We start from the raw sequence: 14,033 nt of genomic DNA on the forward strand, positions 1-14,033 counted from the left end.
GGTCGGCGGCCGGCGCGGGTGCCTCGGCCTGCGCCGGGGCGGCCGGCCACTCGACCGGCGACCGCGGGTCGGGCACGGCGGGCGCGGGCTCGGCGGCGGGCGCGGGCGCGGCGGGCCGGGGGGCGTTCCAGGCGGCGGGCCGGTCCTGCGCGTCCGCGGGGGCGGACTGGCGGGCGGCGTCGGCGCGCCAGGCGGTGGCCGGTTCCCTGGCGGGGGGTTCCTCGTCGAGGAAGACGGGCCCGGTCTCCTCGACGGCGGCGGGCGCGGACGCGGCGGCCGGGGCCGGTTCGGGGGCGGGCGCCGGCACCGGGGCCGGGGCGGGTGCGGGGCTCGGGGCGAGGATCGGCCCGGCCGGCATGGCCGAGGCGGGCGGGACCGGTGCCGCCTCGCCGTCCTTGGGTGCGGGCCTGCTCGTGCCCGGCACCCAGGCGCCGCCGTTCCAGTACCGGATGTATCCGGGGATCGACGGGTCCGGGTAGTACCCCGCCTGCGGTACCTCGCCGCCGCCTCCGGGAGGAGTAGCCACTGCCCCGACTCCGTTCAGTCACAACGTTCCGTCACCACACTAAGGAGGCACAGTAACGAAGAACCTCCGCGGGGGAGGAAAGAGCCCGCGAGAAAGCCCGCCTTCACGCGAAGGAGGACGGAATCGCTCACTCCATGTGAGGTTCGGGCCCGGGGCCGGGGCTTCGGAGGGGCCGGAGAAAACTTCCCGGAAAAAACTTCCCGAAGTCGCGTAATGAACGGCGGGCGCCGCGCTCTCTCCAGGTGAAGGCCCGTCCGGGGCCCCTACGCGAGAGGCAGTCCGTCATGCGGAACACCGAGCACACCACCGTCGAGCGCGAGCTGGAGCTGAAGCTGGTGCTGTCCCCCGAGCGCTCGGTGCCGGTGCCGGCGCGGCTGGCGTACCGCACCGACGACCCGTACGCGGTGCACATGACCTTCCACATCGGCTCCGAGCACCCGGTGAACTGGACCTTCGCCCGCGAGCTGCTCGTCGAGGGCGTCTTCCGGGCGTGCGGCCACGGCGACGTGCGGATCTGGCCGACCAAGGTCGACGGCCGCAGCGTGATCCTGATGGCCCTCTCCTCGCCCGACGGCGACGCGCTGCTGGAGGCCCCGTCGGCGCAGGTGTCCGCCTGGCTGGAGCGGACCCTGCGCGTGGTGCCGCCGGGCACCGAGTCGGAGCGGCTCGGCATCGACGACGGGCTCGCCGAACTGCTCGCGACCACCGTGGTCGGCGACGACCTGTGGCTGCGCGACCCGTGGCCGTCGGACGACGCGCAGGACGGCGAGCTGTGAGCCCGTGCCGGTGTCCGGACCGGCCGGGTCAGAACAGCTTTCCGGGGTTGAGCAGCCCCAGCGGGTCGAAGACGCGCTTGATCTCGCGCTGGAGCTCCACGCCGACCGGGCCGAGTTCGCGGGCCAGCCACTCCTTCTTGAGGACGCCGACGCCGTGTTCGCCGGTGATGGTGCCGCCGAGGGACAGGCCGAGCGCCATGATGGCGTCGAAGGACTCACGGGCGCGCCGGGACTCGTCCTCGTCGGCGGGGTCGAAGCAGACGACGGGATGGGTGTTGCCGTCGCCCGCGTGGGCGCAGACGCCGATGGTGAGCGCGTACTTCTCGGCGATGGCGGTGGTGCCGGCGAGCATCTCGGCGAGCCGGGTGCGGGGCACGCAGACGTCGTCGATCATCGTGGCGGGCTTCAGGGTCTCCAGGGCGGTGAGGGAGAGCCGCCGCGCCTGGAGGAGGAGTTCGGACTCGGCGGCGTCGGCGGCGGGGACGACCTCGGTGGCCCCGGCGGCGGCGCACAGCTCCCCCACGGCGGCGAGGTCGGCGGCGGGGTCGGGGGTGTCGAAGGCGCACAGGAGCAGTGCCTCGGTGGACTCCGGGAGGCCCATCCGCGCCATGCCGTTGACGGCCTGGACGGTGGTGCGGTCCATGAGTTCGAGGAGGGACGGGGTGTGGCCGCGCTCCATGATCGCGCAGACGGCGGCGCAGGCGGCGTCCGTGGAGGGGAACTCGGCGGCGAGGGCGAGCTGGACGGGCGGCTGCGGCTTGAGGGCGAGGACGGCCTTCACGACGACGCCGAGGCTGCCCTCGGAGCCGACGAAGAGGCGGGTGAGGTCGTATCCGGCGACGCCCTTGGCGGTGCGCCGGCCGGTGCTGAGGAGGCGGCCGTCGGCGAGGACGACGTCGAGGCCGAGGACGTACTCGGCGGTGACGCCGTACTTGACGCAGCACAGGCCGCCGGAGGCGGTGCCGATGTTGCCGCCGATGGTGCAGGACTCCCAGCTGGAGGGGTCCGGCGGGTAGTACAGGCCGTGTGCGGCGACGGCGCGGGACAGGACGGCGTTGACGACGCCGGGTTCGACGACGGCGATGCGGTCGACCGGGTCGATCTCCAGGATCCGGTCCATCTTGACGAGGGACAGCACGACGCAGCCCTCGGAGGCGTTGGCGCCCCCGGAGAGTCCGGTGCGGGCGCCCTGTGGCACGACCGGGACCCGGTGGGCGGTCGCGGTCCGCATCACGTGCCGGACCTGGTCGACGGTGCGCGGGAGCACGACGGCGGCGGGGGTGCCGGCCGTGCAGAAGCTCGCCATGTCGTGGGCGTAGGAGGCGGTGACGTCGGGGTCGGTGAGGACGGCGTCGGCGGGAAGTCCCGCGTGCAGGTCCGCGAGGAGCGTCTGAAGATCGTCCATGCCTCCAGCCTGGCACCGGGAGCCATCGGTGTGAACCCGCCGGAGCGGGCGGCCGGTGTGCTCTTCGTACGAGCGCGGGCGGGCGCACAGTGGGGCGCATGAGCCCCCTGAAGAGCCAGAACGTATCGCGGCTCGTGCTCGCCTCCGGGGCGGGCGCGGTGCTCGCGGCGACGGCCCTGCTGTACCTGCCGGAGTTCCTGGACCGCGGCGCCCCGCCGCGCCCGCCGGGACCCGCCGAGCGGGCGGCGAGCGCGGCGCACGCGGGAGCCCCGGCGGCGCTGCCGGACCTCGTGGCGCTGATCGGCGACCGGGAGGCGTGGCTGCGCGAGCACCCGGACGACGCGGCGTCGTGGGCGGTGCTGGGCGCGGCGTACACGGAGCGGGGCGTGCGGCTCGGTGACGTGCGGGACCTGCCGCGGGCGCAGCGGGCCCTCGACCGGTCGCTCGCCGAACGGCCCGCCGCCCGCGGGAACCTGGACGCCCAGCTCGGGCTCGGGGTCCTCGCCGGGGCGCGGGGCGACTGGAAGGGCGCGAAGGCGTGGGGGGAGCGGGTCCGCGCGGCGGCCCCGCGGCGGTGGAACACGTATCCGCTGCTCATCGACGCGTACAACGGGCTCGGCGACCTCCCGGCGGCCCGGAAGGCGCTGGAGAGCCTGGAGAAGCTGCGCGGCGGGTCCGTGGTGCGGGGCCGGGCGGCGCAGGCGTACCGGGACCGGGGCTGGCGGGAGGACGCGGACGCCACGGCGCTGGACGCGGCGGCGCTCGCGGCGACCGACGCGGAGCGGGCGGACGCGTACGCCCGGCTCGGGCGGTTCGCGTGGGAGCGGGGCGAGCCGGCGGAGGCGCTGGAGCGGTACGGGACGGCGCTGCGGTTCGTCCGGGACCACGGCCCGGCGCTCGCGGGCCGCGCGCGGGCGCTGGCCGCGCTGGGACGGACCGCGGAGGCGGCGCGCGCGTGGGAGGCGGCGCTGGCCCGGCAGCCGCTGCCCGAGTACGTGCTGGAGTCCGGGGAGCTGGCCGAGGCGCTGGGCCTGGACGGGGACGCGTGGGCGGCGTACGAGCGGCTGCGGGCCGGGGAGTGGGCGTCCGGCTCGGCCGAGGTGGTCCTCGGGATGCTGGACGCGGACCACGGGGACCCGGCGGCGGCGGTGACCCGGCTGCGGGCCGCGTGGGCGGCGGGCCACCGGTCGGTGGCGGTGGCGGACGCGCTCGGCTGGGCGCTGCACCGGGCGGGCGAGCCTGCGGAGGCGCTGCCGTACGCGCGGCGCGCCGTCGACGAGGGGCCGCGCAGCGCCCCGTACACGTACCACCTGGGCGAGATCGAGCGGGCGCTCGGGCGGACGGGTCCGGCGCGGCGGCACCTGGAGGAGGCGCTGCGGATCCATCCGTCGTTCTCGCCGCTGCACGCGCCCCGGGCGCGGGCCGCGCTCGCGGAGCTGGGCGAGCCGGACCCGGACGCGGTGCCGGAGGACGCGCTGGGGCCGGGCGGGGGCGGGGCGGCGAAGGACGGGCTTCCCCAGCGCGCGCCGAAGCCGGCGGGCACGCCGGCGGAGCAACCGGCGGAGAAGCCGGCGCGGGCGTGACCGCGCGTCCGGAGCGGGCCCCGTGAACCCGCTCCGGACGCGCGTGCCGGACTAGAGGTTGCCGCGCTTCTCCTGCTCGCGCTCGATGGCCTCGAAGAGGGCCTTGAAGTTGCCCTTGCCGAAGCCCATGGAGCCGTGGCGCTCGATCATCTCGAAGAAGACGGTCGGGCGGTCCTGCACCGGCTTGGTGAAGATCTGGAGCAGGTAGCCGTCCTCGTCGCGGTCGGCGAGGATCTTCAGCTCGCGCAGCTCGTCGATCGGCACGCGGGTGTCGCCGACCCACTCGCCGAGGGTGTCGTAGTACGCGTCCGGGACGGACAGGAACTCGACGCCGGCGGCGCGCATCGCGCGGACGGTGGCGACGATGTCGTTGGTGGCGAGGGCGATGTGCTGGACGCCGGGGCCGTTGTAGAACTCCAGGTACTCGTCGATCTGCGACTTCTTCTTCGCGATCGCCGGCTCGTTGATCGGGAACTTCACCTTCTTGGTGCCGTCCGCGACGACCTTCGACATGAGGGCGGAGTACTCGGTGGCGATGTCGTCGCCGACGAACTCCTTCATGTTCGTGAAGCCCATGACGTCGTTGTAGAACGCCACCCACTCGTTCATCTTGCCGAGTTCGACGTTGCCGACGCAGTGGTCGATCGCCTGGAAGGTGCGCTTGGCCGGCGGCTCGACGATCGGGGCGGCGGCGGTGTAGCCGGGGAGGTACGGGCCGTCGTAGCCGGAGCGCTCGACGAGGGTGTGGCGGGTCTGGCCGTAGGTGGCGATGGCGGCGAGGACGACGGTGCCGTGCTCGTCCTTCAGCTCGTACGGCTCCACCAGGCCGGTGGCGCCCTGCGCGACCGCGTGGGCGTAGGCGGCGCGGGCGTCCGGGACCTCGATCGCCAGGTCGATCACGCCGTCGCCGTGCTCGGCGACGTGCGCGTCGAGGAACCGGCCCCAGTCGGTGGTCGCCTTGATGACGGAGGTGAACACGAAACGGGCGGAGCCGTTGGTGAGGACGTAACTGGCGGTCTCGCGGCTGCCGTTCTCCGGTCCGGAGTAGGCGACGAGCTTCATGCCGAAGGCCGTGGAGTAGTAGTGCGCGGCCTGCTTGGCGTTCCCGACGGCGAAGACGACCGCGTCCATGCCCTTCACCGGGAAGGGGTCGGCCTCACGCGCGGTGGAAGGGGTGTGATCCAGGGTCTCAGTCATGGCAGCAGCGTCCCGCCGACCCGCAAGGTGCGCAATAGTTTGCTGTTCGACTGGTCAATGTGCACAGCGACCAGCGAGTATCGACGGACGACTTGTACATCGTGACCACTCGGAGGGTCCCGTGGCGATCGATCATCTGGACGGGCGGCTCATCGTGCTGCTGGCGAAGGAGCCGAGGATCGGCGTCCTGGAGGCGTCCCGGCGCCTCGGCGTGGCCCGCGGCACCGTGCAGGCCCGCCTCGACCGCCTCCAGGCGAGCGGCGTCATCCGCGGCTTCGGCCCGCAGGTGGACCCGGCTGCCCTCGGCTACCCGGTGACGGCCTTCGCGACCCTGGAGATCAAGCAGGGCCAGGGCGCGGACGTCCGCGAGCACCTGGCGACCGTCCCGGAGGTGCTGGAGCTGCACACGACGACGGGGCACGGGGACATGCTCTGCCGGCTGGTGGCGCGGTCGAACGCGGACCTCCAGCGGGTCATCGACAAGGTCGTCGCCTTCGAGGGGATCGTGCGGGCGTCGACGGCGATCGTGATGGAGAACGCGGTGCCGCTGCGGATCATCCCGCTGGTGGAGCAGGCGGCGGGCGGCGAACCGGCCGAGTAGGCACGGCGGTTGGACCACTTCCTTTCGAAGACCCCGTTCCGGAGAACCCGTTGCAAAGAACCCCTTGCAACGGGTTCTTTGCATCTCTACGCTCGGGCCATCCCGACCGATCCCGAGCCCCGGCGGGCGCCGTGGCCGCAGGACACCCGCGTGCTCGACCCGCGATCCCTGCGCGGCCTCGCCCACCCGCTCCGCATCCAGCTCCTCCGCTCCCTCCGCCACGACGGCCCCGCCACCGCCTCCGGGCTCGCCGAACGCCTCGGCGAGTCCAGCGGCGCCACCAGCTACCACCTCCGCCAGCTCGCCGCCCACGGCTTCGTCGAGGACGACCCCTCGCGCGGCCGGGGCCGCGAGCGGTGGTGGAAGGCGGTCCAGAACGGCATCAGCTGGGACGAGTCCCTGCACCACGACCCCGACCCGGCGGTGCGGGGCGCGGCCGACCTCCTCACGCACGAGGTCGCGGCCCACCACCACCAGGAGCTGGCGACCTGGATCGCCACCCGCCACGACTGGGACCCGGCCTGGGCCGGCGCCTCCGACATGAGCGACTTCACCCTGCGGCTGCCGCCGGCCGCCGCGCGCGAACTCGGCGAACGGCTGCACGCGGTGATCGAGGAGTACCGGGACCACCCGTCGGCGGACGCGGCGGACGCGGCGCGCGTACGGCTCCACCTGCACGCGTTCCCGCAGCGCGGCGAGCGCGCATGAGGAGCCGTACCGGGAAGGGCGACCGGAGACCGCTGTTCGCCGTCCTGACCGCCAACGCCGTCTCCATCGCCGGCAACGCGCTCACCCTCATCGGCGTCCCCTGGTTCGCCCTGGAGACCACCGGCAGCCCCGGCAAGGCCGGTTTCGTCGCCTTCTGCGCCGCGCTGCCCGTGGTCGTGTCGGCGATCGTGGGCGGGCCGGTCGTCGACCGGATCGGGCGGCGGCGGGTCGCGATCGCCTCCGACCTGGTCTGCGCGGCCGCCCTCGGCGCGATCCCGCTGCTGCACCACGCCGGACTGCTGTCGTACGGGCTGCTGTGCGTGCTGATGGGCGTCACCGGGCTGTTCCACGCACCCGGCGAGACCGCCCGGTACGTCATGGTGCCGGACCTCGCCGCCCGCGCCGGGACCCCGCTGGCCCGGGCCACGAGCCTGTTCGACGCGGTCAACCGCGGCGCCCGGATGGGCGGCGCCGCGCTCGGCGGCGTGCTGGTCGCCGTGGTCGGCGCCGACACCGTGCTGCTCCTCGACGCCGCGACCTTCACCGCCTCCGCCGCGCTCACCGCCGCCGGGCTGCGCGGGGTCGCCGCCGCCGCGCCGCGACGCGACGGGCCGCCGCTCTCCCCCGCCCGCTACCGCGCCGACCTGCGCGAGGGGTACGCCCACCTCTTCGGCGACCGTCTGATGCTCGGCATCACGCTGCTCGTCATGGCCACCAACGGGCTCGCGCTGAGCTGGAGTTCGGTGCTGCTGCCGGTCCACGCCAAGGAGCACCTGGGCGGTCCGGCCGCCCAGGGCCTGGTCGTCGCGGTCTTCGCGGGCTCCGCGCTCGCCGCCGCGCTGCTCTACGGGGCCGTCGGCCACCGCTTCCCGCGCCGGGCGGTCCTCACGGCCGGGTTCCTGCTCGCCGGCCCGCCGATGTACCTGGTGGCGGCGACGACCTCGTCGGTGGCGCCGCTGCTGGCGACGGCCGTGGCGGGCGGGCTCGGCGCCGGGGTGCTCAACCCGATCCTGGCGACCGTGATGTTCGAGCGGGTGCCGGAGGAGCTGCGCAGCCGGGTCGCCGGCGCCACCACCGCGGGCGTGCTGATGGCGACCCCGCTGGGCGGCCTGGTGACCGGGCTGCTGGTCGAGCGGTCGGGGCTGACGGCGGCGCTGCTGGGCACCGCAGGGCTCTACCTCCTGGTGGCGCTCGCGCCGGTGGTGTTCCCGGCGTGGCGCGGGATGGACGCGGCGGCCGTCAGCAGGCCGGAACCTTCGCCTCCTGCCCCTGCCCCAGCGCCCGCAGGGACGCCACCGCGTCGCTGAGCGTGCTGACGGGCACCAGCCGCATCCCGTCGGGGAGTTCGGCCTCGGCGTCGGAGCACTCGGCCTTCGGGACGAGGAAGACGGTGGCGCCGTCGCGGGCGGCGGCCTGCGTCTTGAGGGAGACGCCGCCGACCGCGCCGACCTTGCCGTCCGGCGCGATCGTGCCCGTACCGGCGACGGTCTTCCCGCCGGTGAGGTCGCCGCCGTCGCCGTCGCCGTCGAGCTTGTCGACGACGCCGAGGGCGAAGAGCAGCCCGGCGCTCGGGCCGCCGACGTCGGCGAGGTGCAGCTCGACCTTCACCTTCGCCGGGTCCAGCTTCAGGTGGTTCAGCGCGGCGACGGCGGCGGCGTCCTGGGACTGCTTCATCTGCCCGAGGTTCCGCTTCTCGATCTCGGCGTCGGACTTCCCCGGCGGGTAGACGGAGTCGTGCGGCAGCACCGCCCGGTCCGTGCGGAACCAGGCGTCGGCCACGTCCGCGAGGTCCACGTCCGTGCCGGGCCCGGTGGCGAGGATGGTCGTCATCCGCAGCTCGCCGGTGGTGGGCCGGACCGGCGCGCCGGTGATCGTGATGACCTCCCGCCCCTTGTCCTTCCCGAGGACGTCGGCGGTGGACCCGGGCTGGGCGATGGCGAACGGCAGCGGCGCCAGCCCAGCCACGGCGACCAGCGCGACGACGGGCACGGCACACGCGGCGAGCACACGGGACCGGGGCATACGGGAGAGACGCGAGAGCACGCGTCCAATCTACTGGGCGCCGCGTACGGGCCGGGTCAGCGGCGGGGCACCGCCAGCGCGCGGGCGAAGAAGGCCCGCAGCTCGCGGCGGACGGCCGCGAAGGACGCCGCCGCGTCGCCGGGGCCGACCAGCCCGTCCCGTACCGCGTCCGTGACCAGCCCGGCGGCGTGCAGCCGGGGGACGACGGCCGCGTGGTCGGTGAAGACCCAGTGGTTCGCGGCGCGCAGGGTACGGCGCCGGGCCCGCAGGCCCGCCCAGGAGCGGTCGATCCGCTCCGCGCCCTCGAAGCCGTCGGTGTCCAGCAGGAGCAGCGGCCGGTGGCCCGGCCAGGGTTCCAGGTCGAGGTAGCCCTCCAGGTCGGCGACGGCCCGTACCCGGGGGTCGCGGGCGGCGAGCAGCGCGGCGGCGGTGCCGCCCGCGGAGTGCCCGTAGACGCCGGTGCGGCGCGGGTCGGGAAGCGTGCCGAGGGGCAGGTCGCCGAGCCGGTCGAGGACCAGCCGGAGATCGGCGACGCGGGTGTCGACCATGGTGCGGAAGGTCGCCGGGTCCGGCGGCCCGAGCAGGACGCTCTCCCGGACCGTCCCGTCGGGCAGCTCCACCTGGCTCGCCTCCCCGGGGTGGTCGACGAGGACGACGACGGCGCCGTGGCTGGCCAGCTCCTCGGCGAGGCCGCTGCCTAGGGTCCGGGCGTCGCCGCCGCCGGGCGTGTACAGCACGACGGGCCGGCGCGGGCCGGACGCGGGCGGGGCGCCGGCGTGCGCGTGGGTGAGCGTGCCGGCCCAGTCGACGCCGGCCGCCGGAAGCCCCCGGACCAGGGGCGCCAGCGCCCCGAACACCCTCGCCTCGCCCGGGGTGAGCTGCGGGACCCGGGGGAAGCCGGCGACGGTCCGCGCCGGGTACACGGCGCTGACCACGACCTGCCGGGCGCCGAGCTCCGGGTTCCACGGGTCGGTGCGGGACGGGTCGGTGAACGCGTGCCGGACGGTGCCGACCGGGTACGGCCCGGTGGGCGCGGGCAGCACGGGCACGAGCCCGGCGGCGGCCCGCGCCGGGGAGCCGGCGGCGGCGAGGGAGGCGGAGGCGAGGCCGAGCAGCGCGGCCTTGGCGAGGGTGCGGCGGGAAGGAGTGCTCATGCCCGGCATCCTGGATCCCGGCGGCCCGCCCGGACGATCTTTTCGACCGGGCCCGAAAGGCTCGACGCGCACGGCAGGGCCGGGGCGCGTCGGGTCGGTCGGGTGGGGTGGGTGCTGAGCGGGGCGGTTCGGTGCGGGCGGAGCGAGAGGCGGGGGCGTGCTGCGGATCCACTTCACGGCGGAGGACTGGACGCGGCTGCGGTGCGCGCCGCGGCCCTCGCCCGTGCCCGAGCTGCACGCGGCGCTGCTGATGCTCGGCGCCCCGCACGAGGGGGCGCTCTTCGGCCGGTGGCGGGCGCGGACGGCACGGGCCCTGCCGGCCGCGGCGGGGCCGCTGGCGGACCTGGTGCCGGGCGGCTCGGCCCCGTCGTTCCTGGACGTGCTGGGCGAGACCCGGGAGGAGGGCTTCGCGGAGATCCGGGCGGCGGCACCGGAGCGCGTACGGGCGGAGCTGGAGCGGGTGTACGCGGGACGGGGCCCGGCACCGGCGTGGGTGCGGGCGCTGCACGCGGGCGGCGCGGAGGGCTGGCGGACGCTGGAGGCGGCGCAGCGGGCCGCGCACGGGGCGGTCCTGGCGCCGGTGTGGGACCGGGTGCGGGACCTGCACCGGGCGGAGTTCGCGCGGTACGCGGTGGCGGTGGCGGAGGGCGGGCCCGGGGCGGCCCTGACGGCCGTGGCGCCCGGCTCGCGACTGCGGGACGGGGTGTGGGAGTGGCCGTCCGGTGCCGGGGAGGTACGGCTCGGGGGGCGGGGGCTGGTGCTGCTGCCGACCTTCCACTGGCGCGGCGGCCCGCTGGTGCAGGACGTGCCGGGCCGGCCGGTGGTCGTCGCCTACCCGGCGGGCCCGGGGCTGCCGCTCGTACCGGAGGAGGGGCCGGGCGGGGCCGGGGAGCCGCTGGCCGGGGTGCTGGGCGCGACGCGGGCCGCGCTGCTGCGCGCCCTGGCCGCGCCCCGTACCACCACCGAGCTGGCGCGGGCGCTCGGCGTGTCGGCGGCGACGGTCTCCGCGCACACCGCCGCCCTCCGCGGGGCCGGCCTGCTGGCCACGGCCCGCACGGGCCGCTCGGTCCGGCACAGCCGCACGGCGGCGGCGGAGCTGCTGCTCCGCTGAGCCGCCGCCGCGGTGGCCGGTCCGGTGCGCGCGGGACGGCTACCGCAGGGCGTCGGCGACCTCGCGGGCGGCGTCCACGACACGGGGGCCGACCCGCTCCGGCACCGCGTCGGCCAGCATGACCACGCCGACGCTGCCCTCGATGCCGGTCACCCCGACCAGCGGCGCCGCCGCGCCGCTCGCCCCGGCCTCCAGCTCGCCGTGGGTGAGGGTGAAGCCGGGGTCGATCAGGGTGCCCTGGCGGGCGGCGAGGATCGCGCGGCCGGCCGCGCCCCGGTCCAGCGGGTGGCGGAAGCCGGCCCGGTAGGCGACGTGGTAGTCGGTCCAGGTGGGCTCGACGACGGCGACGGCGAGCGCCTCCGCCCCGTCGACGAGCGTGAGGTGCGCGGTCGCGCCGATGTCCTCGGCGAGCGAGCGGAGCGCGGGCAGAGCCGCCTCCCGCACCAGCGGGTGGACCTGGCGGCCGAGGCGCAGCACGCCGAGGCCGACGCGGGCCCGGCCGCCGAGGTCGCGGCGGACGAGGGCGTGCTGTTCCAGGGTGGCGAGCAGACGGTAGACCACGGTCCGGTTGACGCCGAGTCGGTTGGACAACTCGGTGACGGTCAGGCCGTGGTCGGTGTCGGCGAGCAGCTTGAGGACTCTGAGTCCCCGGTCGAGCGTCTGGGAGGTCTCCGCGGTCACGACGCCCTCTCCTTCGGAAAGTGAGTGGCGGCGGCTCCCACGGGGTTCGCGGCGCCGGTCCCGTCGGCGACGCACGTCAGAGGCCGCCGGCAGGAAGGGGTACACCGGCTGCGCTCCGCGGCGGCGCTGCCACGGGGCGGTTGCTTTGTGCCGGGACAGTAGCGACCCGCTCCGCTCAGCGGAAGACCTCGTCCAGAATCCGGGCGCGGGCGACCGGATGTGGACGGTTCAGGACCTTCGTCGGCCCTCCTCGGGACTTTGGCGGACAGATGCCGCTATGTCGTGCCCGTAGCGTGGAGGGTGCCGGAAGGCCGTCCGTGGGGGCCGGCCCCGGCGCCGTCCCGCCCCGCGCGGAACGGCCGAGAGGCCCGTACGACCGCCGTCGTACGGGCCTCTCTCACGTCTCCCGGAAGGGGCTCACCGCATCCGGGTGGCCCACTCCTGGACCTTCTTGATCCGCTCGCGGATCTGGCCGGCGGTGGCCTCGGCGCTCGGCGGGCCGCCGCAGACCCGGCGCAGCTCGGTGTGGATCACGCCGTGCGGCTTGCCGCTCTGGTGGACGTAGGCGCCGACCATGGTGTTGAGCTGCTTGCGCAGTTCGAGGAGCTCCTTGTGGGAAACGACGGGGCGCCGCTCGGCCGGAAGCTCCAGGAGGTCCGCCTCGGTGTCCGGCTTCTTGCGGCTGTGCGCGATCTGCCGGGCCTGCCGCTTCTGCAGGAGCAGCTGCACCTGGTCGGGTTCGAGGAGGCCGGGGATGCCGAGGTAGTCCTGCTCCTCCTCGCTGCCGGGGTGGGCCTGCATGCCGAACTCGGCGGCGTTGTAGAGGACGCGGTCGAAGACGGCGTCGGACTCCAGCGCCTCGAAGGGCAGCATGTCCTGCTCGCCGGTGTCCTCGTCCTGCTGCCTCTCCGCCTCCGCCATCTCCTTCTCGGACTCGGCGTACGGGTCCTCCTCCCCGCCGTCCTTCTTCGGCTTGTCGAGCACGTGGTCGCGCTCGACCTCCATCTCGGAGGCGAAGCCGAGGAGGCTGGGGATGGTGGGAAGGAACACGGACGCGGTCTCGCCGCGCCTGCGGGATCGCACGAAGCGGCCGACGGCCTGCGCGAAGAACAGCGGCGTCGAGATCGTCGTCGCGTACACGCCGACGGCGAGGCGGGGCACGTCGACGCCCTCGGACACCATCCGGACGGCGACCATCCACCGGTCGGTGTTGTTGCTGAACTCGTCGATGCGCTCGGAGGCGGCGGCCTCGTCGGAGAGGACGAGGGTCGCCCTGGTGCCGGTGATCTCGCGGATCAGCTTGGCGTAGGCGCGGGCCGAGTCCTGGTCGGAGGCGATGACGAGGCCGCCGGCGTCCGGGATCGACTTCCGCACCTCGGTGAGGCGCTGGTCGGCGGCGCGCAGCACGTTCGGCATCCAGTCGCCGCGCGGGTCGAGCGCGGTGCGCCACGCCTGCGAGACGGCGTCCTTGGTCATCGGCTCGCCGAGGCGGGCGGCGATCTCGTCGCCGGCCTTGGTGCGCCAGCGCATGTTGCCGCTGTAGGAGAGGAAGATGACCGGGCGGACGACGCCGTCGCCGAGCGCGTTCCCGTAGCCGTAGGTGTAGTCGGCGGAGGAGCGGCGGATGCCGTCGTTCCCCTCCTCATACGTCACGAAGGGGATCGGGTTCGTGTCGGAGCGGAACGGCGTGCCGGTGAGGGCGAGCCGGCGGGTCGCCGGGTCGAACGCCTCCAGGCACGCCTCGCCCCAGGACTTCGAGTCTCCGGCGTGGTGGATCTCGTCGAGGATGACGAGAGTCTTGCGCTGCTCGCAGCGGTTGCGGTGGAGCATGGGCCGCACGCCGACGCCCGCGTAGGTGAGGGCGACGCCGTCGTACTCCTTGCTGAGCGGCCCGGCGCTGTACTCCGGGTCCAGCTTGATCCCTATCCGCGCGGCGGCGGCGGCCCACTGCTTCTTCAGGTGCTCGGTGGGGGCGACGACGGTGACCTGCTGCACGACGTGGTGGTGCAGCAGCCACGAGGCGAGGGTCAGGGCGAAGGTGGTCTTGCCGGCGCCGGGCGTGGCGACGGCGAGGAAGTCACGGGGCTGTTCCTGGATGTACTTCTCCATCGCGCCCTGCTGCCAGGCTCGCAGCTTGTTGGCGGTGCCCCAGGGAGCACGGCCGGGGAAGGCGGGAGAGAGGTGATGAGAGGAGGCGGCGGTGGTAGTCACGATCTCCGGTCACGGTTCGACGCTCGTCCAGACGCTCGTCCAGATATGACAACCGGGC

Annotated in this window: 13 protein-coding genes; 6 read left to right on the forward strand and 7 right to left on the reverse strand. The window is 75.2% G+C overall.

Going from position 1 to position 14,033, the window contains the following annotated elements:
• Nucleotides 1-526: DUF2510 domain-containing protein (locus tag ACFVQZ_RS31585; RefSeq protein ID WP_383628179.1), on the reverse strand; the 526-nt coding region annotated here is incomplete at its 3' end.
• A 284-nt stretch (nt 527-810) separates the two neighbouring features.
• Here ACFVQZ_RS31585 and ACFVQZ_RS31590 point away from each other — a divergent pair.
• A complete protein-coding gene (locus ACFVQZ_RS31590; protein WP_030496885.1) occupies nt 811-1,302 on the forward strand; it encodes an SsgA family sporulation/cell division regulator in 492 nt (163 codons plus the stop codon).
• Nucleotides 1,303-1,330: 28 nt separating this feature from the next.
• On the opposite strand, the gene ACFVQZ_RS31595 is transcribed toward ACFVQZ_RS31590, so the two are convergent.
• A complete protein-coding gene (locus ACFVQZ_RS31595; RefSeq protein WP_383628181.1) occupies nt 1,331-2,707 on the reverse strand; it encodes an FAD-binding oxidoreductase in 1,377 nt (458 codons plus the stop codon).
• A gap of 98 nt (nt 2,708-2,805) precedes the next feature.
• Here ACFVQZ_RS31595 and ACFVQZ_RS31600 point away from each other — a divergent pair, with 98 nt between their 5' ends.
• Nucleotides 2,806-4,290, forward strand: coding sequence for a tetratricopeptide repeat protein (locus ACFVQZ_RS31600; protein WP_383628183.1), 1,485 nt, complete (start codon nt 2,806-2,808; stop codon nt 4,288-4,290).
• Between the two features lie 51 nt (nt 4,291-4,341).
• On the opposite strand, the gene hppD is transcribed toward ACFVQZ_RS31600, so the two are convergent.
• Entirely contained in the window at nt 4,342-5,487 is a 1,146-nt protein-coding gene (hppD, locus tag ACFVQZ_RS31605; protein WP_030496888.1) for a 4-hydroxyphenylpyruvate dioxygenase, read from the reverse strand.
• A gap of 121 nt (nt 5,488-5,608) precedes the next feature.
• Between hppD and ACFVQZ_RS31610 the strand changes: the two genes are divergently transcribed.
• From ACFVQZ_RS31610 to ACFVQZ_RS31620, 3 genes are all read left to right on the forward strand, one after another.
• Nucleotides 5,609-6,088, forward strand: coding sequence for an Lrp/AsnC family transcriptional regulator (locus ACFVQZ_RS31610; RefSeq protein WP_030496889.1), 480 nt, complete (start codon nt 5,609-5,611; stop codon nt 6,086-6,088).
• Nucleotides 6,089-6,238: 150 nt separating this feature from the next.
• On the forward strand, nt 6,239-6,796 hold the full coding sequence (locus ACFVQZ_RS31615; protein WP_383628186.1) for an ArsR/SmtB family transcription factor: 558 nt from the start codon (nt 6,239-6,241) through the stop codon (nt 6,794-6,796).
• Nucleotides 6,793-8,103 (forward strand): MFS transporter, encoded by a 1,311-nt coding sequence (locus ACFVQZ_RS31620; RefSeq protein WP_383628188.1) that lies wholly within the window; start codon nt 6,793-6,795, stop codon nt 8,101-8,103. Before ACFVQZ_RS31615 ends, ACFVQZ_RS31620 begins: the two co-directional genes overlap by 4 nt.
• Here ACFVQZ_RS31620 and ACFVQZ_RS31625 read toward each other — a convergent pair.
• Complete coding sequence (locus ACFVQZ_RS31625) at nt 8,036-8,818, reverse strand: S16 family serine protease (RefSeq protein ID WP_030496892.1); 783 nt, start codon at nt 8,816-8,818, stop codon at nt 8,036-8,038. The two genes, ACFVQZ_RS31620 and ACFVQZ_RS31625, sit on opposite strands and share 68 nt — an antisense overlap.
• A 56-nt stretch (nt 8,819-8,874) precedes the next feature.
• Nucleotides 8,875-9,972: an acetylhydrolase gene (locus ACFVQZ_RS31630; protein ID WP_383628190.1), complete on the reverse strand. Its 1,098-nt coding sequence runs from the start codon at nt 9,970-9,972 to the stop codon at nt 8,875-8,877.
• 157 nt (nt 9,973-10,129) lie between these two features.
• Between ACFVQZ_RS31630 and ACFVQZ_RS31635 the strand changes: the two genes are divergently transcribed.
• Entirely contained in the window at nt 10,130-11,083 is a 954-nt protein-coding gene (locus ACFVQZ_RS31635; RefSeq protein WP_383628192.1) for a helix-turn-helix domain-containing protein, read from the forward strand.
• 39 nt (nt 11,084-11,122) lie between these two features.
• On the opposite strand, the gene ACFVQZ_RS31640 is transcribed toward ACFVQZ_RS31635, so the two are convergent.
• Both ACFVQZ_RS31640 and ACFVQZ_RS31645 read right to left on the reverse strand, forming a co-directional pair.
• Nucleotides 11,123-11,764: a helix-turn-helix domain-containing protein gene (locus ACFVQZ_RS31640; RefSeq protein ID WP_030496895.1), complete on the reverse strand. Its 642-nt coding sequence runs from the start codon at nt 11,762-11,764 to the stop codon at nt 11,123-11,125.
• Nucleotides 11,765-12,181: 417 nt separating this feature from the next.
• Nucleotides 12,182-13,975, reverse strand: coding sequence for a DEAD/DEAH box helicase (locus tag ACFVQZ_RS31645; protein WP_321193278.1), 1,794 nt, complete (start codon nt 13,973-13,975; stop codon nt 12,182-12,184).
• Nucleotides 13,976-14,033: the final 58 nt, after the last annotated feature.

Source organism: Streptomyces sp. NPDC057854, from assembly GCF_042797055.1.
In the GTDB taxonomy this organism is placed as follows: Bacteria; Actinomycetota; Actinomycetes; order Streptomycetales; family Streptomycetaceae; genus Streptomyces.